15 protein-coding genes are annotated in these 17,961 nt (G+C 62.5%); 8 read left to right on the forward strand and 7 right to left on the reverse strand.

What is annotated here, in order from left to right:
* Positions 1-27: 27 nt before the first annotated feature.
* Entirely contained in the window at positions 28-1,608 is a 1,581-nt protein-coding gene (locus KSS91_RS19215; RefSeq protein ID WP_217835783.1) for a FadD3 family acyl-CoA ligase, read from the forward strand.
* 170 nt (positions 1,609-1,778) lie between these two features.
* On the opposite strand, the gene KSS91_RS19220 is transcribed toward KSS91_RS19215, so the two are convergent.
* Both KSS91_RS19220 and KSS91_RS19225 read right to left on the reverse strand, forming a co-directional pair.
* On the reverse strand, positions 1,779-2,657 hold the full coding sequence (locus KSS91_RS19220) for an SDR family NAD(P)-dependent oxidoreductase (RefSeq protein ID WP_217835784.1): 879 nt from the start codon (positions 2,655-2,657) through the stop codon (positions 1,779-1,781).
* Positions 2,654-4,396 carry an FAD-binding protein gene (locus KSS91_RS19225; RefSeq protein ID WP_217835785.1) on the reverse strand — a complete coding sequence of 581 codons (1,743 nt, stop codon included), beginning with the start codon at positions 4,394-4,396 and terminating at the stop codon, positions 2,654-2,656. The genes KSS91_RS19220 and KSS91_RS19225 overlap by 4 nt, the downstream gene beginning before the upstream one ends.
* Before the next feature lie 265 nt (positions 4,397-4,661).
* Here KSS91_RS19225 and KSS91_RS19230 point away from each other — a divergent pair, with 265 nt between their 5' ends.
* The 3 genes from KSS91_RS19230 (at position 4,662) to surE (ending at position 8,698) form a co-directional block, all read left to right on the forward strand.
* Positions 4,662-6,239 carry a DUF1302 domain-containing protein gene (locus KSS91_RS19230; RefSeq protein WP_217835786.1) on the forward strand — a complete coding sequence of 526 codons (1,578 nt, stop codon included), beginning with the start codon at positions 4,662-4,664 and terminating at the stop codon, positions 6,237-6,239.
* A gap of 23 nt (positions 6,240-6,262) precedes the next feature.
* On the forward strand, positions 6,263-7,642 hold the full coding sequence (locus KSS91_RS19235) for a DUF1329 domain-containing protein (RefSeq protein ID WP_217835787.1): 1,380 nt from the start codon (positions 6,263-6,265) through the stop codon (positions 7,640-7,642).
* Positions 7,643-7,720: 78 nt separating this feature from the next.
* Positions 7,721-8,698 (forward strand): 5'/3'-nucleotidase SurE, encoded by a 978-nt coding sequence (gene surE / locus KSS91_RS19240; RefSeq protein WP_217835788.1) that lies wholly within the window; start codon positions 7,721-7,723, stop codon positions 8,696-8,698.
* Positions 8,699-8,848: 150 nt separating this feature from the next.
* Here surE and KSS91_RS19245 read toward each other — a convergent pair whose 3' ends face one another.
* The 4 genes from KSS91_RS19245 to KSS91_RS19260 form a co-directional block, all read right to left on the reverse strand.
* Positions 8,849-9,307 (reverse strand): REP-associated tyrosine transposase, encoded by a 459-nt coding sequence (locus tag KSS91_RS19245; RefSeq protein WP_217835789.1) that lies wholly within the window; start codon positions 9,305-9,307, stop codon positions 8,849-8,851.
* Between the two features lie 271 nt (positions 9,308-9,578).
* Positions 9,579-10,694, reverse strand: a complete 1,116-nt coding sequence (locus KSS91_RS19250; RefSeq protein ID WP_217835790.1) for a 3,4-dihydroxy-2-butanone-4-phosphate synthase — start codon at positions 10,692-10,694, stop codon at positions 9,579-9,581.
* The gene (lipP1, locus tag KSS91_RS19255) at positions 10,691-11,617 is read right to left on the reverse strand and encodes a LipP1 family hormone-sensitive lipase (protein WP_217835791.1); all 927 of its coding nucleotides are present in this window, start codon (positions 11,615-11,617) and stop codon (positions 10,691-10,693) included. Before lipP1 ends, KSS91_RS19250 begins: the two co-directional genes overlap by 4 nt.
* Positions 11,604-12,443 (reverse strand): SDR family NAD(P)-dependent oxidoreductase, encoded by an 840-nt coding sequence (locus KSS91_RS19260; protein WP_217835792.1) that lies wholly within the window; start codon positions 12,441-12,443, stop codon positions 11,604-11,606. Before KSS91_RS19260 ends, lipP1 begins: the two co-directional genes overlap by 14 nt.
* Positions 12,444-12,589: 146 nt before the next feature.
* Between KSS91_RS19260 and KSS91_RS19265 the strand changes: the two genes are divergently transcribed.
* From KSS91_RS19265 to KSS91_RS19280, 4 genes are all read left to right on the forward strand, one after another.
* The gene (locus KSS91_RS19265) at positions 12,590-13,633 is read left to right on the forward strand and encodes a 3-ketosteroid-9-alpha-monooxygenase, oxygenase component (protein WP_217835793.1); all 1,044 of its coding nucleotides are present in this window, start codon (positions 12,590-12,592) and stop codon (positions 13,631-13,633) included.
* A 136-nt stretch (positions 13,634-13,769) separates the two neighbouring features.
* Positions 13,770-14,900 (forward strand): helix-turn-helix transcriptional regulator, encoded by a 1,131-nt coding sequence (locus KSS91_RS19270; protein ID WP_007986294.1) that lies wholly within the window; start codon positions 13,770-13,772, stop codon positions 14,898-14,900.
* Positions 14,901-14,987: 87 nt separating this feature from the next.
* Positions 14,988-15,548, forward strand: a complete 561-nt coding sequence (gene nudE / locus KSS91_RS19275; RefSeq protein WP_217835794.1) for an ADP compounds hydrolase NudE — start codon at positions 14,988-14,990, stop codon at positions 15,546-15,548.
* Between the two features lie 1,137 nt (positions 15,549-16,685).
* Positions 16,686-16,853, forward strand: coding sequence for a hypothetical protein (locus KSS91_RS19280; RefSeq protein ID WP_173900862.1), 168 nt, complete (start codon positions 16,686-16,688; stop codon positions 16,851-16,853).
* A gap of 66 nt (positions 16,854-16,919) precedes the next feature.
* Here KSS91_RS19280 and dmpG read toward each other — a convergent pair whose 3' ends face one another.
* Positions 16,920-17,954 (reverse strand): 4-hydroxy-2-oxovalerate aldolase, encoded by a 1,035-nt coding sequence (gene dmpG / locus KSS91_RS19285; RefSeq protein WP_217835795.1) that lies wholly within the window; start codon positions 17,952-17,954, stop codon positions 16,920-16,922.
* Positions 17,955-17,961 lie beyond the last annotated feature (7 nt).

Below are 17,961 nucleotides of genomic sequence, written 5' to 3' on the forward strand. Positions count from 1 at the left end.
CAACTGTCTTCTAACCGGGGAGGCCCCATGCCGCCTGTCGCCACCGCACTGACCATCGCTCAACTGTTCGCCAACGCTGCCCAGGCCTACGGCGACCGCCCGGCCATCGAGGACGCGGGCCACGTCATCAGCTACCGACAACTGGACCAACTGCGCCGCCAGGCTGCCCGCGCACTGCTGGCCCTCGACGTACAGGCCGGGGACCGCGTGGCGATCTGGGCGCCCAACGTGTGGGAATGGATCGTCGCCGCCGGCGCCCTGCAAAGTGTCGGCGCCGCCCTGGTACCGCTCAATACCCGGATGAAGGGCAGCGAGGCTGGCTACATCCTGCGCGAAAGCGGCACCTGCGTACTGTTTGCCATCGGCGAATTCCTCGGCGCGGACTACCCCGGCATGCTGGTGTCGGAAGATCTGCCTGCGCTGCGCCACATCGTCAGCCTGCGCGGCGCCAATTCGGGCACCCTGGCCTGGGAGCTGTTTATGGATCTGGCGGCCGACGTGCCGCATCTTGCCCTGCGCACCCGCGAACAGAGCGTTGGCCCGCAAGCCTTGTCCGACGTACTGTTCACCTCGGGTACCACCGGCAAGCCCAAGGGCGTGATGACCAGCCACGGCCAGAACCTGCGCATCGTGCGCGACTGGAGCGACATCGTCGGGCTGCGCGAAAGCGATCGCTACCTGATCGTCAATCCGTTCTTCCATTCCTTCGGCTACAAGGCCGGCTGGCTGGCTGCATTGATGCGTGGCTGCACCCTCCTGCCGCAGCAAGTGTTCGACGTGCAGGCCGTGCTTGAATGCGTGCAGCGCGAACGCATCACCGTGTTGCCCGGACCGCCGACGCTGTATCAATCGTTGCTGGCCCATCCGCAACGCAGCGAGTTCGACCTGAGCTCCTTGCGGGTAGCGGTAACCGGCGCGGCGGCGATTCCCGTGGAGATGATCCACCGCATGCGCGACGAACTGGGGTTCGCCACCATCGTCACCGCGTATGGCCTGACGGAAGTCTGCGGTTTCGCCACGATTTGCCGTTCCGGTGATTCCGCGGAACTGGTCGCCAACACCAGTGGCCGGGCGATGCCGGGGGTGGAAGTGCGGTGTGTCGACAACACTGGCCGCAGCCAACCGGCGAACACTCCCGGTGAAGTGCAGATCCGCGGTTACAACCTGATGCAGGGCTATCTCAACAACCCCGAAGCCAGCCAGGAGCTTCTCGACGCCGACGGCTGGCTGCACACCGGCGACATCGGCATGCTCGACGAACAGGGTTACCTGCGCATCACCGACCGCCTCAAGGACATGTTCATCACCGGTGGCTTCAACGTGTACCCGGCGGAAATCGAACAGTGCCTGCTGACTTATCCGGGCGTGGCCCAGGCCGCGGTGATCGGTATTCCCGATGAACGCATGGGTGAGGTGGCGATGGCGTTCCTGTTGCCTGCACCCGGAATGGAAATCGAGCAGGCGCGACTCCTCGCCTGGTGCCGTGAGCAGATGGCCAACTACAAGGTGCCGCGCCGGGTGCAGGTGCTGCAGAGCATGCCGATCAATGCGGCGGGGAAAGTGACGAAGAATGTGTTGCGGGAGTGGGCATTGCGGCCGGTCAGTTAATCCCAATCCCTGTGAGAGGGTGTAAGCAGATTTCGCATTCGATACAGACCAACTGTGGGAGCGGGCTTGCTCGCGAAGGGGTCATCAGCTTCAACATTATTGTTGACTGACACACCATATTCGCGAGCAAGCCCGCTCCCACAGGATTTTATGTTTTACCTGCTACTGAGTCAGACTACCCTCGCCGGATGCTGTTGGCGCGGGTCGCCTAGCATGGCGCGGTGGGACGGCGGCTGGCGGCCTTCGGCTTCGCTGATGCCGTAGCCGGGAGCGACTTCGGCGGTGATCAAGGTCTGTCCGGACAACGCCATCAACTGCGGATCATTGAGCAAGGCATGAATTACCCGCCCGTTGAACTGCGGGGTTTCGGCATGGGCGAGAAACGCCTGGTACTGATCTCCGTGCTGCTCGCCGGCAATCCGGGTGCGTTCGGTCAGTTGCGGGCCGAGCCACAGCGACAACGCCGCCACGCCCTGCCCCTCGAAATCGATCGCCATGTCCGCCGCCAGTTTGTCCACGCCGGCCTTTTGCGCGCCGTATGCCGGACCGTGCATGTAGCACCCGGCCCCAAACGACGACGTGAAGCAGATCAGCCCTTGGGCACTTTTGAGCAACAGCGGCGCGGCGTAGTAGCTGGCGATGTAGGCCGAGCGCAGGCCGACGTCGAGAATCCGTACCAGCTCCAGCGGTTTGGCCCAGAACGGCCCCGGTTCGATCAACTGGTCATGGATGAAGGCGGCGTTGTTCACCAGCAAATCCAGCTGCCCGCACTCTTCTTCTACGCGGGCAAACAAACCCTGAACCTGCGCGTCATCGGCGTGGTCACAGACCACCGCGATACCACGCCCACCGGCGGCAGTGATCGCCGCGGCGGTGTCCTCCAGCGAGCCGCGCAAGGCATGCCCGTACAGATTCGAGCCGCCCTGCGCCGGGGCGCGGCCAGTGATGTACACGGTCATGCCGGCCGCCCCGAGGGCCAGGGCGATACCCTGGCCCACTCCGCGACTGGCACCGGTCACGACGGCGACCTGTTGACGTGGCTGATTCATTCAACGCTCCCTAACGAGGTTTTCGCCGAAGCGGCTTCGCTCTGGCGCTTGATGTGATTGGCGGCCAGGTAACCGAAGGTCATGGCCGGGCCGATGGTCGAGCCGGCGCCTGGATAAGTGCGGCCCATCATCGAGGCGGCGCTGTTGCCGATGGCGTAAAGGCCGTTGATCGGTTGCCCGTCTTCGTGCAACACGCGGGCGTGCACGTCGGTCAACAGCCCCCCCTTGGTGCCGATGTCGCCAGCGTCGATGCGCACGGCGTAGAACGGCCCCTTGAGCAACGGCGCCAGGCACGGATTGGGTTGCACGTTCGGGTCGCCGTAGTAGCGGTCGAACAGTGAGTCGCCCTTGTGGAAATCCTCGTCGACGCCCTGCACGGCCATGCCATTGAAGCGCTGCACCGTGCGCAGCAGCCCGCCAGCGTCGACGCCGATTTTCGTCGCCAGTTTTTCCAGGCTCGACGCCTTGTGGAAGTAGTCACGCAGATGCTCGGGCAATTGCCAGTCGCGCTGGGCATAGCCCGGCAGCAAGGCACCGCACGGGTATTTGCGGCGGAACTCGGCGTCGAACACCATCCAGCACGGCACGCTCTCGCTGCCTTCGCGGTTGTTGGCGTACATCGCATAAACGATATCGGTATAGGGCGCGGCTTCATTGACGAAACGCTCCCCCGCCGCGTTGACCATCACGCACCCCGGCAAGGTTCGTTCGACGAACAACGCGCGCTGCTTCTCTTCGCCCTTGACGAAAGTGGTCGGCGCCCACCAGCTGTGCTCCATCAACGCGGTCCGCGCGCCGATGGCCTGGCCGGCGCGGATGCCGTCGCCGGTATTGTTCGGCGGCGTGGCACTCCAGTTGGCCCGGGACGGCTGCGGCAGGTACTGCTCGCGCATCGCCTGGTTACGCTCGAAACCACCGGCGGCAACGATCACCCCGTAACGCGCCTTGACGTGGAGCAACTGACCGTTGCGATTGACCCGCGCACCGCCGACCCGGTCGCCGACCAGCAGCAGTTCTTCGAGCGCACAGTTGAGCCACAGGGATTTGCCGCGATCCTGCAACGAACAGCGCAAGGCACCGATCAAGGCATTGCCCAGGGTCAGGTAGCGGTCGCGGCGGGACAAGCGCCGACCCTCGCGGTCACGCCAGTAACGCCACATCACCCGCAGCGTCAGGTGCAACCAGCCGGGGCCACGGCACAGCAGCACCTGCGCCTCTTTCATGGTCATCGCCATGCGCCCCATCATCAGGGTACCGGGAGACGGTGCGCGCATGCGCAGGAATTCTTCGCCGAGCTCAGCGGCATCGAAGGGTTGCGGATCCATCGAGCGATAGCCCGGTTTGCCGCCCGCGACTTCCGGGTAGTAATCGGCGTAGCGCGGTTGCGCCTCGAAGCGCACCCGGGTGTGTTTTTCCAGGTACTCGACCATCTCCCGGCCATGTTCGACATAGGCTTCGATGCGCCCGTCGTCGATCTCGCCATGGGTCACGGCGCGGATGTAGGCAATCGCTTCGGCTGCCGAATCACTGCCGCCGAGCGCATTGATCCGGTGGTTGTTGGGGATCCAGATACCGCCGCCGGACACCGCCGATGTGCCGCCGTACTCGCCGCTTTTCTCGATCAGCAGCGCATTCAAGCCCAGGTCGTGGGCGCGCAGCGCAGCGGTCATGCCCCCGGCTCCCGAGCCAATCACCAACACATCACAGCACTCGTCCCATTTGATCCCGGCAGCGTTCATGCGATCACCCTTGTTCAGCGCCCATCAGGCAGAAACCGCCACCGCCGGATCTTCGCCCGGTGCAGTCGGTCTCGGGATTGTTCGCCGCACGCGCCGGGTGTTCATCGTCCGATGGGACTAAGGCCGGGACTGCGACAGCCCCGTACAAATCGCTTAGTCCGCTTGGACGATGTTGCGCGCAAGTCGTGACTCCATAGTCGCCCACAACACCAATCCCCCCCTGAAATGCAGGTCGGGCAGGTCTGACCTGGACCATGAGGACGACATGATAAAAACAATAATCGCCCCACCAACACAGCACCCTCGCGTACAGCTGGCATTGCTGTTGCTGGCTGGCGGATTAAGCGCTCACGTTAACGCCATGAGCTTTCAGCCGAGCGAAGACTTGAGCATCGACTGGGACACCACACTGACGTACAGCCTCGCCTGGCGGACCGAGTCTCGCGATCACAAACTGACCGCCGATGCCAACGGCAACGACGGCGACAACGCGTTCGACAAAGGCAGCCTGATCAACAACCGCAGCGGCTTTCTCACCGAAGCCAACATCAAGTGGCAAGACAACTACGGCGTGTTTGTCCGCGCAACGGGCTTCTACGACAACGTCTACGATCAGGGCAACGACAACACCACCGGCACCTCGAACTGCTTCGCCGGTGGCCATTGCAGCCAGCCCGACCGTTTCTCCCAGGACACCATCGACCAGCACCGCAATGAACTGCGCATGCTCGATTACTACGCCTACGGCACCTGGGACGTGAGCGGCCACGCCTTCAACGCACGCCTGGGTAATCAGGTGGTGAGCTGGGGTGAAAGCCTGTTCTACCCGGGTATCTCCGCAGCGCAGAGCCCGGTCGATGCGACCAAGGCGACCACCCCGGGCGTCGAGGTCAAGGAAATCCTGCTGCCGGTCGGCCAACTGTTCACCCAGTTCGCCCTGACCGAAAGCCTGGGTATCCAGGCGTACTACCAATACAAATGGGAAAAGACCGAGCTGTTCGGCGTGGGTAGCTACTTCTCCACCACCGACTTCATCGATGAGGGCGGCTTCAACGACGCCTCCGGTTTCGTCACCCGCCTCAAGGACGACAAGCCGAGCGACAGCGGCCAGTACGGTCTGGCCTTCACCTACGCCGCCGAGTCGTTGAACAACACCGAGTTCGGCATCTACTACTCGCGCTATCACGACAAGACCCCGTCGCTGGACTTTGCCTCGACCCTGGGTCGCTACCAGGTGCGCTACTTCGACAACATCGACCTGTTCGGCGCGAGCTTCGCCACCGTGCTGGGCGACGTCAGCTGGGCCGGTGAAGTCAGCTACCGCGACGGCACGCCAGTGATGGTCGACAACGGTTTCTCCAGCCCCGTGCGTGGCAAGACCGTGCAAGCGCAAACATCGTTGATCTACGTGCTCGGCCCGACCGCCTTCGCCGACAACACCACCCTGACCGGCGAGGTGGTCTACAACACCGTGGTCAGCAACGACAAATCGCAGCCGGTCACCCTGGCGCCGGGCTTCGCGCTGCCGGGCACCGACAGTCTGGTCTATGACCGCGATGCCTGGGGCTACACGGTGCAGGCGAACTTTGACTACAACGACGTGTTCAGCGGATGGGACATGTCGGTGCCTGTCACCTTCAGCGCCGCCGCCCACGGCGACAGCTCGATGGTCGGCTCGATCAACGCCGGCCAGAACGATAACCGCGCCAGCATCGGCAGTTCGTGGCGCTACCTGGGCAACTTCACCGTCGAGGCCCGCTACAACGCCTACCTCGCCAGTGCCAACAACAGCCCGTTGGCCGACCGCGACAACGTCGCGCTCAACTTCAAGTACCGGTTCTGATTCCCCTGTCGGAGGAGCACAGCATGTCCAGATTCACCCAAACATTATTGAGCACGGCGCTGACCGTCGGCCTGCTCGGCAGTGGCCTGGCCTACGCCAAGGTCAGCCCCGAAGAAGCCGCCCGCCTGGGCCAGGACCTGACCCCGATGGGTGCCGAAAAAGCCGGCAACGCCGACGGCAGCATCCCGGCCTGGACCGGCAAATGGCGCGGCCTGCCGCCCGGCCTCAAATACGCTGGCCCGGGCACGCCGTACCCGGACCCGTACGCCGCGGAAAAACCGCTGTTCGTGATTGATTCGAAGAACATGGACAAGTACGCCGACAACCTGACCGATGGCCAGAAAGCGTTGCTCAAGCGCTACCCTGATACCTTCAAGATCCCGGTGTACCCGAGCCACCGCGACTTCCGCTTCGATCAGCGCCTGGAAGACCAGATCAAGAAAAACGCCGTCACTGCCGAACTCGACAATGACAACAACGACACGAAAAACGCCTGGGGTGCTTCGCCGTTCCCGATTCCGAAGAACGGCAGCGAGTTGATGTTCAACCATACCTTGCAAGGGCGCGCCAACACCGAAGAAGCCAACTATGGCCAGGCGGTGATCTACTCCAACAAGGAAAAGGTGCTCGAAGAGGTCAACTACAAGATCTTCTCGATCTGGTCGAGCCCGGACAAGACCCTGGATACCGCCAACGGCGTGCTCACCAACTTCCTGATCACCACGCTGGAGCCGGTGCGCAAGAAAGGCGAGATCGTGGTCGGCCACGAGTTCATCAACCCGACCGCCTCCCCGCGCCAGGCCTGGCAGTACAGCCCGGGCCAACGCCGGGTCCGTCGCGCACCGACCGTAGGCTACGATTCGCCGACCGGCGCCGGAGGTTTTCGCGTGTACGACGAAGACCGTCTGTTCAACGGTGCGCCGGACCGCTACAACTGGTCCATCGTCGGCAAGAAAGAGATCTACATCCCGTACCACAACTACAAGATCGATGACCCGAGCGTAACGACCGACCAGATCCTGGACACCACCGGTCACGTCGATCCGCAGTACATGCGCTACGAGAAACACCGCGTCTGGGTGTTGCAGGCCAACCTCAAGGAAGGTGCCCGCCACGTATACGCCAAGCGCGTGCTGTACCTCGACGAGGACACCTGGTCGGCAACCATGGCCGACAACTACGACAGCCGTGGCCAGTTGTGGCGCACCAACATGCAGACCTCGATCTACGCCTACGAGATGCAGCGCTACCACGCTCGCCTCGGCATCTACCACGACCTGATCGCCGGCTCCTACCTGGTTGACCGCATGCTGGTCGATCAGAAACCGGCCAAGCTCAACGCCACCGCCTTCACCGAAGACGAATTCACCCCTGGCAACCTGCGCAAACTCGGCACCCGCTAAACTCACCGCGCCCCGACCGATTTCTTCGGTCGGGGCGTTGTGCTTTGTAAAATCCGCGCCTCCCACGGAAAAGTCTCCATGAACACACTACTCACCGGCGTCATTGCCTTGGCCAGCGTTGGCCTGTCGATGCAAGCCAGCGCCCTGAACATCCTGCTGACCAACGACGATGGCTGCCGCGCACCCGGCATCGATGCGATGTACCGCGCCCTGACCGCTGCCGGACACACAGTCACCCTGGTCGGTCCGTTGAATGACAGCAGCGGCATCAGTGCCGCCAGCGTGGTCGTGCCCGGCCAGGCCCTGGCGGTGACCGAACTGGCGCCGGGTCGGTATTGCGTCGGACCACCGGAGGGCTACACCCCGCCTGCCGGCAAGACTTCCGCCATCGGCACGCCGGTGGATGCGGTCAACGTCGGCCTCGACGTGATCCTCAGGGATTCACCGCCGGACCTGGTGGTCTCGGGCAGCAACTTTGGCGAAAACGTCGGCCCGCTGACGCAGATGTCCGGCACCCTCAACGCGGCTGTGCGGGCGATGTTCAAAGGGGTTCCGGCGGTGGCGGTGTCCACGGCCATCGACATGGACCTGATCATCCGCGACCAGCAGGCCGGGTACCGCAAGACCCTCGGCGCGATGGACGACACGGCGCACTTTGCCGTGAAGGTGATAGACCAGGCGAGCCTGGCCGGTACAGAAGCCAGACAGGCCTGCGCCAGGAGCAAACACCAGTGTGATTTGAACGTGCTGGGCCTGCCGGGTGTCAGCGGCCTGAACCTCAACTACCCACCGCTGAAACCCGATGAGGTCAAGGGCGTGAGCTTTACCCCGATCGGCAACTGGGACCGGGTGAACTTCACCTCACAACGTGGCGCCGATGGCGTGGTCCACGTCAACCTGGCCCCGCCGTCGACACCGACCGACGTCCAGCAAAAGGCCGATGCGTACCAACTGTGGCAAGGCCATGCAGTGATCACCGTGATCGACGGCAACATGACGGCACCGGAGGCGGTGCAGGATCAGGCGAAGAAAATCTTGCGAGGGATCAAGCCTTAAGCGCACTCATTCAAAAGAGATGTCGACTGACACTCCGCCATCGCGAGCAAGCTCGCTCCCACATGGTTAGCGGGTGTACGCAACATCTGTGGGCAACCAAATCTACTGTGGGAGCGAGCTTGCTCGCGATGGTGGCAACGCGGTTACGGATCAAACCCATATCGCGTCCCACAGCGGATAATCGCCCAGCTTCCCCACCAATCCCGCGCGCAGCGGGTTGGCGACGACATATCGAGCAAGCTTTACCAGGTCGTCATCCCGCCTCAACGCCCGATCGTGATAGCCCTGCTGCCAAAGACTGCCTTGACGTCCGACGGACATGTTCACGGCTCGCGTACTCAATGATTTGGTTTTTTGCATCAGTTGACTGAGTGAGCACTGCTGCAGTTCGATCAACCAATGAAAATGATCGGGCATGACGACCCAGGCTAAAGAGTTCGCCCAGTATTGTTCCTGTGCATATTGAAATTGCTTGACGACCAACCTGCCCAAACCGAAATCCTTGAAAACCGGTTCTCGGCCCAGCGTGTTGCTCGTCAGCAGGTAAATCCTGTTGGGTTCAGGATAGCGGCCTGTGCGCAGGCGATGTGAGGCGGGTAAATCCGGCATTCCTTTGCCCTCTACATGGTGAGTTCAGGAGAAAGGCTAGACCGGTGGATACTTGAGAGTTGGGTCAGCTTTTGACTGGATGTGTCTGATAGATCGTCATCGCGAGCAAGCTCGCTTCCACAGGGTTCGTGGGTGTACACAAAATACGCAACCAACCGAAATTACTGTGGGAGCGAGCTTGCTCGCGATGAGGCCGGCACATTCAACATGGATGTTGACTGACCGACCGCCTTCGCGAGCAGGCTCGCTCCCACAGGTTCAGGTGTTGGCTTTAGTTTGCGGGTTGAAACGGCACGAACTCCGTCACTTCCAGATCGAAACCGGACACGGCCTTGTAGGGCACCGGCGAGCTCATCAAACGCATTTTTCGCACGTTCTGGTCGCGCAGGATCTGTGCGCCAATGCCCAGGGTCCGTTGCGGAAACTGCGGTGTGCGCGGCTTGGCGCTACTGCGCTGGCGCAGTTGTTCGAGCACGCCGTCGGCGGTTTCCTTTTGTGCCAGCAACACCAGAACGCCGTTACCGGCGGCGGCGATGCTCGCCAGCGAGCGTTCGAGGGTCCACTGCTGTGTCCCGCCTTCGCTTTCACACCCCAGCACGTCACGCAACGTCTCGATGCTTTGCACCCGCACCAGCACCGGTTGCGTGCTGTCGATCCGGCCCTTGACCAGTGCCAGGTGCAACGCGCCCTGGTAGGTGTCCTGATAGGTCGTCACCTGGAACTCGCCATGGCGTGTCTGTAATGGATACTCACCGCCGCGCTCGATCGTGCCCTCATGCAGGATGCGGTAGTGAATCAGGTCGGCAATGGTGCCGATCCGCAAGTCATGACGCTGGGCAAATTCATGTAACTCGGCGCCCCGGGCCAGTTCGCCGTCCTCGTTGAGAATGCCCACCAGGGTGGCCGCCGGTTGCCGCCCCGCCAGCCGTGTCAGGTCGCAAGCGGCCTCGACATGTCCGGCGCGCTGCATCACGCCACCGGGCAAGGCTTGCACCGGGAAGATATGCCCCGGTTGCACCAGGTCCGCCGGTACGCTGGCCGGGTCGACCGCCACCTGGATCGACCGCGCCCGGTCCGCCGCCGAGATGCCGGTGGACACCCCGGTGGCGGCTTCGATCGAGCGGGTAAACCCCACGCCATGTTGCGCCCGGGAGTTGGGCACCATCAGGTCCAGGCCCAGCGCGCGGCAGCGCTGCTCGGTCAAGGCCAGGCAAATCAACCCGCGTGCCTGCACCGCCATGAAGGTGACGGCCTCGGCCCCGGCCTGTTCGGCGGCCATCAGCAGCGAGCCTTCGCCGTTGTGCTCATCGTCGGTGATCACCACCATTTGACCGGCGCCGATGGCCTCGATCAGTTGCGGCACCGTGTTGAAAGCCAGGCCGCTCATTGGAGTGCTCCACGCAAATCGGCGCAAGCGTCTGTCAACGCTTGTGCTGCTGCTTCAACAAACGGCGCCATGCTGATGAAACCGTGGATCATGCCTTCGTAACGCTGCACACGCACCGCCACACCGGCTTCGCGCAGGCGTTCGGCCAACGCTTCGCCCTCGTCCCGCAGCGGATCGAACCCGGCGGTGAACAATGTGGTCGGCGGCAAGCCTGCCAGGCTTTTGGCTCGCAATGGCGAGACCAACGGATCATCCGCTTGTCCATCCGCTTGCAGGTATTGCTGCCAGAACCAGCGCATCGCCTTGGCGGAAAGCAGGTAACTTTCGGCGAATGCCTCGAAGGACTGACTGTCGCATCCGGCATCGGTGACCGGGTAGAACAGGCACTGATAGCTGATCTTCGGTCCCTTGCCTTGCGCCGCCAGTCGGCTGACCGCCAGCGCCAGATTGCCACCGGCGCTGTCGCCGGCCACGGCCAGCCGGCTGCCATCGACGCGCAGTTCAGCCGCGTGCTCAACCAGCCAGCAGGTGGCCGCATAGCAATCGAGGGGCGCCGCCGGGAACGGGTGTTCCGGGGCCAATCGATAAGCCACGGACACCACCACTGCCTCGGTCTGGCGCGCCAGCGAACGGCAAAGATTGTCGTGGGTATCGAGATTGCCCATGACAAATCCGCCGCCATGGAAAAACACCAGCAACGGCAGGTCGGGCGCTTGCGATGGCCGGTACAGCCGTGCATCCAGATCACCGTCCGCGCCGGCCACTTTCAGATCGCGCACCTCGCTCATCGGATCTCCAGGAATGGCGGGCAACATATTGTCGGAGAACTGCCGGTACTGAGCGGCATCGACCTGGCTGAAATCGGGTTCAGGGATGTCGCGAAATTGCTGGAGTACCCCGGCGATCTGCTTATCGAGCGGCATGGACATCGTCCTCTACGTCGGTCATTTGAAATTGCGGATTGGTCTCGCCCAGGATGCTTTGTACCCGGCGCTCAAGGGCCGGTTTGAATCCCTTGTGGGGCAGGATCCAGAAGCGTTTTTGCGCGACGGCGGCGAACACTAGCGCGGCCAGTTCCGCCGGGGTCATGCCCTGGCGAATAGTGCTGTCGAGCAGTTGACTGAAGTCGGATCCGGCGGTGTCCACCACCTGGTTCGATGCCATGATTTCACTGGCCACCGGCCCCGGGCACAGCACCGAAACCGACACCTGTGCACCGAGCATGGCGAGTTCGTAATGCAGGGTTTCCGAGAGCGCGACCACGGCCTGCTTGGTCACGTTGTACGGTGCCATCAGCGGACTACTGACCAGCCCGGCAAGGGACGCGGTGTTGATCACATGGGCCGCCCGGCCCTGGCTGAGCAACAGCGGCACAAAGCTGCGAATGCCGTTGATCACGCCGCCCAGGTTGACGTCGAGCATGCGCTGCCATTGCGCCTCGGTGATTTCCCAGCTGAAACCGGTTTGCATGACACCGGCGTTGTTGAACAGCAGGTCGACCCCGCCAAAGTGCTCGACAGCCCGGTCACGCAAGCGCTCGACCTGCTTCACCTCACCGACATCGGTGACGCAGGCAATCGCCTGCGCACCGCCGGCCTTCAATTCGTCGCACAGCGCTTGCAAGCCCGCCGCATCCCGATCCGCCAGCACCAGGCGCATGCCCAGTGTCGCCGCGTGCTCGGCCAGGCCTCGGCCAATACCACTGGCGGCCCCGGTAATCACCGCGACCGGCCCTTGTTCATTGCTCATCGCCAACTCCTGCCATGGGTCCAATGGCGCCAGTAGAGCGGGCCGGCTTGAAGCAGCCATCGTCCATTCAGACGATGCCCGCTTTTACAGGGGCGGCAGAATCCCTTGCATGCGCCAACCCCGTGATCCCTTGGGAGAATAATAAGATGAGTACCCTGCACCGCATCGAAGCCAAACTGCTTCAAGACCGCTACGCCCGTGGCTGGCATTGCCTGGGCCTGGCTGCGCAATACCGCGACGGCAAGGCCCATCGCCTGGAGGTGTTCGGCACCCGCTTGGTGGCGTTCCAGGGTGAAGACGGCGAACTGCATATTCTTGACGGCTACTGCCCGCACATGGGTGCCGACCTGAGCACCGGTTGCGTTGAGGGCAACTCGATCCGCTGCCCGTTCCACGCCTGGCGCTGGGGCGCCGACGGCGTGTGCGATGACATCCCCTACGCCAAACGCATTCCGCCACGGGCCAGGATCAAGAGCTGGCCGATCATGGAAGAGAACCAGCTGCTGTTCGTCTGGAATGACCCCGAAGGCAACCCGCCGCTGCCGGAACAACGCATTCCGCGCATCGACGCCTGCTACAGCGACGAATGGGCCGAGTGGGAAGTCGCCGAGTTGCAGATTGGCACCAACTGCCGCGAACTGATCGACAACATCGCCGACATGGCGCATTTCGGCACAGTGCACGGCGCGCCGGTCGATGAGTTCATCAACATTTTCGAAGGCCACCTGGCCACCCAGATCATGCGCGCCCGCAGCGAACGCCTGTCCGGCGACAGCGTGTTGACCACCGAAGCCACCTACTTCGGTCCGGCCTATCAGATTACCGAAATGAACGGCGCCATGAATGGCCAGCCGATCCATTCGATCCTGCTCAACTGCCACGTGCCGATCGATCTGGACAGCTTCACCCTGCGCTACGGCGTGCTGGTGAAAAAAATCCCGGGGCTCAGCGAAGAGCAGAACCAGGCGATGGCCAAGGCCTACGTGGCACAGGCCCAGGCAGCCTTCTACGAAGACGTGGCCATCTGGCACAGCAAGACCCGCGTCGACAATCCGCTGCTGTGCGACGGCGACGGTCCGGTCTATCAGTTGCGCCGTTGGTACGAGCAGTTCTACACCGACGTCGAGGCGCTGTCGGCAGACGTTGCCGAACACAAGAAGTATGTCGTGCGCGCCAGCGAACGGGTCTGACGCCAGCGGCTTTTCGCCCGCCCCGGGCCTGATTGGCAGCCGCCTGTCAGGCCCTGAGCCCGAGCGTTGCAAGGAGTCGATACCGGCGCTTATTCTCGGCCACCGCCAACGCTAATAATAAAAACGGTTTTTCCCTATGCAGCAGAGCCTCAGCCTCGATACGTTCAGTGATTTGATCGGCAACCTCTATCAGGGTCCGCTGGAAAACATTCCCTGGGCGACGTTCCTCAATCAGCTCAATGTGCATCTGAACAGCAAGTACGTGACTTTCATCCTGCGTCCGCCCAGCGCCCATGTGGACGGGTTGATGGTCAACACCACCGGCACCTCGACCGAGGCGACCGCGTCGTACAATAAACACTTTTTCAGCCTCGACCCCTTTGTCGACCTGCCCAACCGCCAGGTCGTGACCCTCGCCGAATTCGTCTCCAACGACGACTGGCAGAATTCCGAGTTCTACAAGAATTTCCTTGAACCTGTAGACGTGTTCCACATCCTCGGTGCTGACATCAACACCGTCGACGGCGCCCAGTGCCGCATTCGCATCAGCCGCGGACGTGACGACAAGCCTTTCGGCAACGAAGAAAAGGCCATGCTCACGCATTTCATTCCGCACCTGGAACGGTCGATCAAGATCCACATGCAGCTCAACCGCATCGAAGCCGAGCGCAACCTGTACGCCGGCGCGGTGAACCAGATGGCGGTCGGCACAATCATCCTCGACGAGTCCGGCAAGGTGCTGCAGACCAACCAGGTGGCCGACCGGCTGATCCAGGAAAAGGACGGCATCAAACTGGTCAACGATGGCCTGCAGGTGGGAACGGCCCGGGACACTCAGGAGTTCCGCCGTCTGGTCAAGCAGTCGCTGCTGTCGCAAAAGAGCAGCAACCCGTCCGTGGTCGAAGCCCTGCGCGTGCAGCGGCCGTCCGGCAAAGCGGACCTGGGGATCATCGTGCGCTCGGTGCCTTTGACCGACTGGAGCGAAGGCAAGCAGTGCCCGACCGTGGTGATTTTCATCAGTGACCCGGAACAACAGTCCACCGCACCGCAGGAAATCGTGCGCGCGCTGTTCGACTTCACCCCGGCGGAAACCCAGCTGGCGATGCTGCTGGCCAACGGTCTGACCCTGGACGAAGCCTCGGAAGAGCTGGGCATCAGCCGCAACACCTCGCGGGCACACCTGCGTTCGACCTTCTCCAAGACCGGCGTGACCCGCCAGACCATGCTGGTGCGCCTGATCCTGCGCAGCGTGGCGACCCTGGGCTGAGCCTCATTGCCGCCCTCGTCCGCTCGGACGATGGCGGCCCCCGTTGTACAGCGCACAGTGTCCTCATCCCAAACAGGGGACTGCCCCATGCGCAACTGCCCAACCATCCTCAAGACTGAACTGCTGGCGCAAAGCGGCCACTTTCAGATCGAAGCCCTGCACCTGCAATTCAGCAACGGCCAACAGCGGGTCTACGAACGCCTGCGCGGCACCGGTTATCGCTCGGTGATGCTGGTGGCGATGCCTGATCCAGAGCATGTGCTGCTGGTGCGCGAATACGCGGTCGGTGTGGAAAAAACCATACTCGGCCTGCCCAAGGGCGGTGCCGAGCCCGATGAAGACTATTTGCAGGCGGCGCAGCGCGAACTGAGCGAAGAAGTCGGCCTGCGCGCCGCACGCCTCACCGAACTGGGCGAACTGACCCTGGCACCGGGGCATTTGTGCCATCACTACCGGGTGGTACTGGCCGAACAACTGAGCCCCTGCCAACTCGAAGGCGACGAACCCGAACCCCTGGAATGCTTGCGTGTACCCCTGGCACAGATCCCCGAACTGGTGGCCCGCGGTGACCTCCACGAAGCCAGGGCCATTGCTGCGCTGTTCATGGCCATGGGCGCCCTCGCGCGAAGAAAACCTGACACCCGTTAGTACCTGTGGGAGTGAGCCTGCTCGCGATGAGGCCGGCACATTCAACATCCACGTCGCCTGACACTCCGCTTTCGCGAGCAAGCCCGCTCCCACATGGGATCACGGCCAGACGCAAATCCCGGAAACGCCAAGTAACCTGTGGGAGCGGGCTTGCCAGCGATAAGGCCGGCACATTCAACATCCATGTCGCCTGACACTCCGCTATCGCGGGCAAGCCCGCTCCCACATGGGATCACGGCCAGGCACAGATCCCGGGAACGCCCACTGACCTTGTGGGAGCTGGCTTGCCAGCGATGAGGCCGGCACATTCAACATCCATGGCGTCTGACACTCCGCTATCGCGGGCAAGCCCGCTCCCACATGGGATCACGGCCAGGCACAGATCCCGGGAACGCCCACTGACCTTGTGGGAGCTGGCTTGCCAGCGATGAGGCCGGCACATTCAACATCCATGGCGTCTGACACTCCGCTATCGCGGGCAAGCCCGCTCCCACATGGGATCACGGCCAGGCACAGATCCCGGGAACGCCCACTGACCTTGTGGGAGCTGGCTTGCCAGCGATGAGGCCGGCACATTCAACATCCATGTCGCCTGACACTCCGCTTTCGCGGGCAAGCCCGCTCCCACATGGGATCACGGCCAGGCACAGATCCCGGGAACGCCCACTGACCTTGTGGGAGCTGGCTTGCCAGCGATGAGGCCGGCACATTCAACATCCATGTCGCCTGACACTCCGCTTTCGCGGGCAAGCCCGCTCCCACATGGGATCACGGCCAGGCACAGATCCCGGGAACGCCCACTGACCTTGTGGGAGCTGGCTTGCCAGCGATGAGGCCGGCACATTCAACATCCATGTCGCCTGACACTCCGCTTTCGCGGGCAAGCCCGCTCCCACAGGGGATTGCAGCCAGACGCAAATCCCGGAAACGCCAAGTAACCTGTGGGAGCGGGCTTGCTCGCGAAGGGGCCGGCACATTCAACATCCATGTCGCCTGATACACCGCCTTCGCGAGCAGGCTCGCTCCCACAGGGGTTGCGGAGCTCTCAAGCCATCAACTAGTCCATTCGGACGAAGCCACTGGCGAACCGTCGCCATAACCTGTCTCTACAACAATAAAACCGTGTCGAGACTCATCATGCGCAAATCCACTTGTGCTCTATTCATCATCGTCTGTGCAGGCGCGTCCACCAGCCTGTGCCAACTGTTCAAAAACGAAGCCTATCGACCGACCACGGCGTATTTCAGTTGTGCGAGCGCGGCGATCAATTGCTATCCACCGCTGGTGCGTAATCTGTTGCCTTAAGCGCAAGATTTCACCGGCCATAAAAAAACCACCGATTCATCGGTGGTTTTTTCGTTGCTGCATGGATCAGGTTGGCAATACCCCTCGGGCCCGCGACAAGGTCAACGCCAGGTCTTCAATCATGTCCTCCTGACCACCCACAGTCCCGCGTCGGCCCAGTTCCACCAGCAACTCACGGGCGGCAATCCCGTACTTCTGTTCAGCACGCTTGGCGAACAGCAGGAACGAACTGTAAACCCCGGCATACCCCAACGTCAGCGCATCGCGGTCCAGGCGGATCGGCTGGTCCATCATCGGCACCACCAGGTCTTCGGCAACGTCCATGATCTTGTACAGATCCACGCCACTGTTAACGCCCATGCGCTCCAGCACCGCGACGAACACTTCCAGCGGCGTGTTGCCCGCACCCGCGCCAAGGCCCGCAACAGACCCGTCGATCCGCGCAGCACCAGCTTCAATGGCGGCCAGTGAGTTGGCGATGGCCATGCCCATGTTGTGGTGGCCGTGGAAGCCGACTTCAGTCCCGGCGTTCAGGCCGGCGCGCAGGGCACCGATCTTTTGCGTCACTTCATCGGGCAGCATGTAGCCGGCCGAGTCGGTGCAGTAGATGCAATTGGCGCCGTAGCTTTCCATCAGCCGCGCCTGCTCCAGCAGTTTCTCCGGGCTGACCATGTGCGCCATCATCAGGAAGCCGACGGTGTCCAGGCCCATCTTCGCCGACATGCCGATGTGCTGGCCGGACACGTCCGCTTCGGTGCAATGGGTCGCCACGCGAATGGTCGAAACCCCATGTTCATGGGCCATTTTCAGGTGGTCGAGGGTGCCGATCCCCGGCAATAACAGGGCCGAAACCCTGGCCTGTTTCATCTGCGGGATCACCGCAGCGAAGTACTCTTCGTCGCTGTGGGCCGGGAAGCCGTAGTTCAGCGACGCACCGCCCAGGCCATCGCCGTGGGTGATTTCGATCAGCGGCACACCGGCCCCATCGAGGCCGGTGGCCACCGCGACCATTTGTTCAATGCTGATCTGATGCTGTTTGGCGTGCATGCCGTCGCGCAGGCTCATGTCATGCAGACGGACGCTCTTACCTTGCAAATTCATACTCATC

It is taken from the genome of Pseudomonas azerbaijanorientalis (assembly GCF_019139795.1).
Classification (GTDB): domain Bacteria; phylum Pseudomonadota; class Gammaproteobacteria; order Pseudomonadales; family Pseudomonadaceae; genus Aquipseudomonas; species Aquipseudomonas laurylsulfatiphila.

Coding starts and splice junctions, on each gene's coding strand:
- KSS91_RS19265 (WP_217835793.1), top strand. CDS start 12,590: ATGAGTACCCTGCACCGCATCGAAGCCAAACTGCTTCAAGACCGCTAC.
- surE (WP_217835788.1), top strand. CDS start 7,721: ATGAACACACTACTCACCGGCGTCATTGCCTTGGCCAGCGTTGGCCTG.
- KSS91_RS19250 (WP_217835790.1), bottom strand. CDS start 10,694: ATGAGCGGCCTGGCTTTCAACACGGTGCCGCAACTGATCGAGGCCATC.
- nudE (WP_217835794.1), top strand. CDS start 14,988: ATGCGCAACTGCCCAACCATCCTCAAGACTGAACTGCTGGCGCAAAGC.
- KSS91_RS19260 (WP_217835792.1), bottom strand. CDS start 12,443: ATGAGCAATGAACAAGGGCCGGTCGCGGTGATTACCGGGGCCGCCAGT.
- lipP1 (WP_217835791.1), bottom strand. CDS start 11,617: ATGCCGCTCGATAAGCAGATCGCCGGGGTACTCCAGCAATTTCGCGAC.
- KSS91_RS19280 (WP_173900862.1), top strand. CDS start 16,686: ATGCGCAAATCCACTTGTGCTCTATTCATCATCGTCTGTGCAGGCGCG.
- KSS91_RS19230 (WP_217835786.1), top strand. CDS start 4,662: ATGATAAAAACAATAATCGCCCCACCAACACAGCACCCTCGCGTACAG.
- KSS91_RS19220 (WP_217835784.1), bottom strand. CDS start 2,657: ATGAATCAGCCACGTCAACAGGTCGCCGTCGTGACCGGTGCCAGTCGC.
- KSS91_RS19270 (WP_007986294.1), top strand. CDS start 13,770: ATGCAGCAGAGCCTCAGCCTCGATACGTTCAGTGATTTGATCGGCAAC.
- dmpG (WP_217835795.1), bottom strand. CDS start 17,954: ATGAATTTGCAAGGTAAGAGCGTCCGTCTGCATGACATGAGCCTGCGC.
- KSS91_RS19235 (WP_217835787.1), top strand. CDS start 6,263: ATGTCCAGATTCACCCAAACATTATTGAGCACGGCGCTGACCGTCGGC.
- KSS91_RS19245 (WP_217835789.1), bottom strand. CDS start 9,307: ATGCCGGATTTACCCGCCTCACATCGCCTGCGCACAGGCCGCTATCCT.
- KSS91_RS19215 (WP_217835783.1), top strand. CDS start 28: ATGCCGCCTGTCGCCACCGCACTGACCATCGCTCAACTGTTCGCCAAC.
- KSS91_RS19225 (WP_217835785.1), bottom strand. CDS start 4,396: ATGAACGCTGCCGGGATCAAATGGGACGAGTGCTGTGATGTGTTGGTG.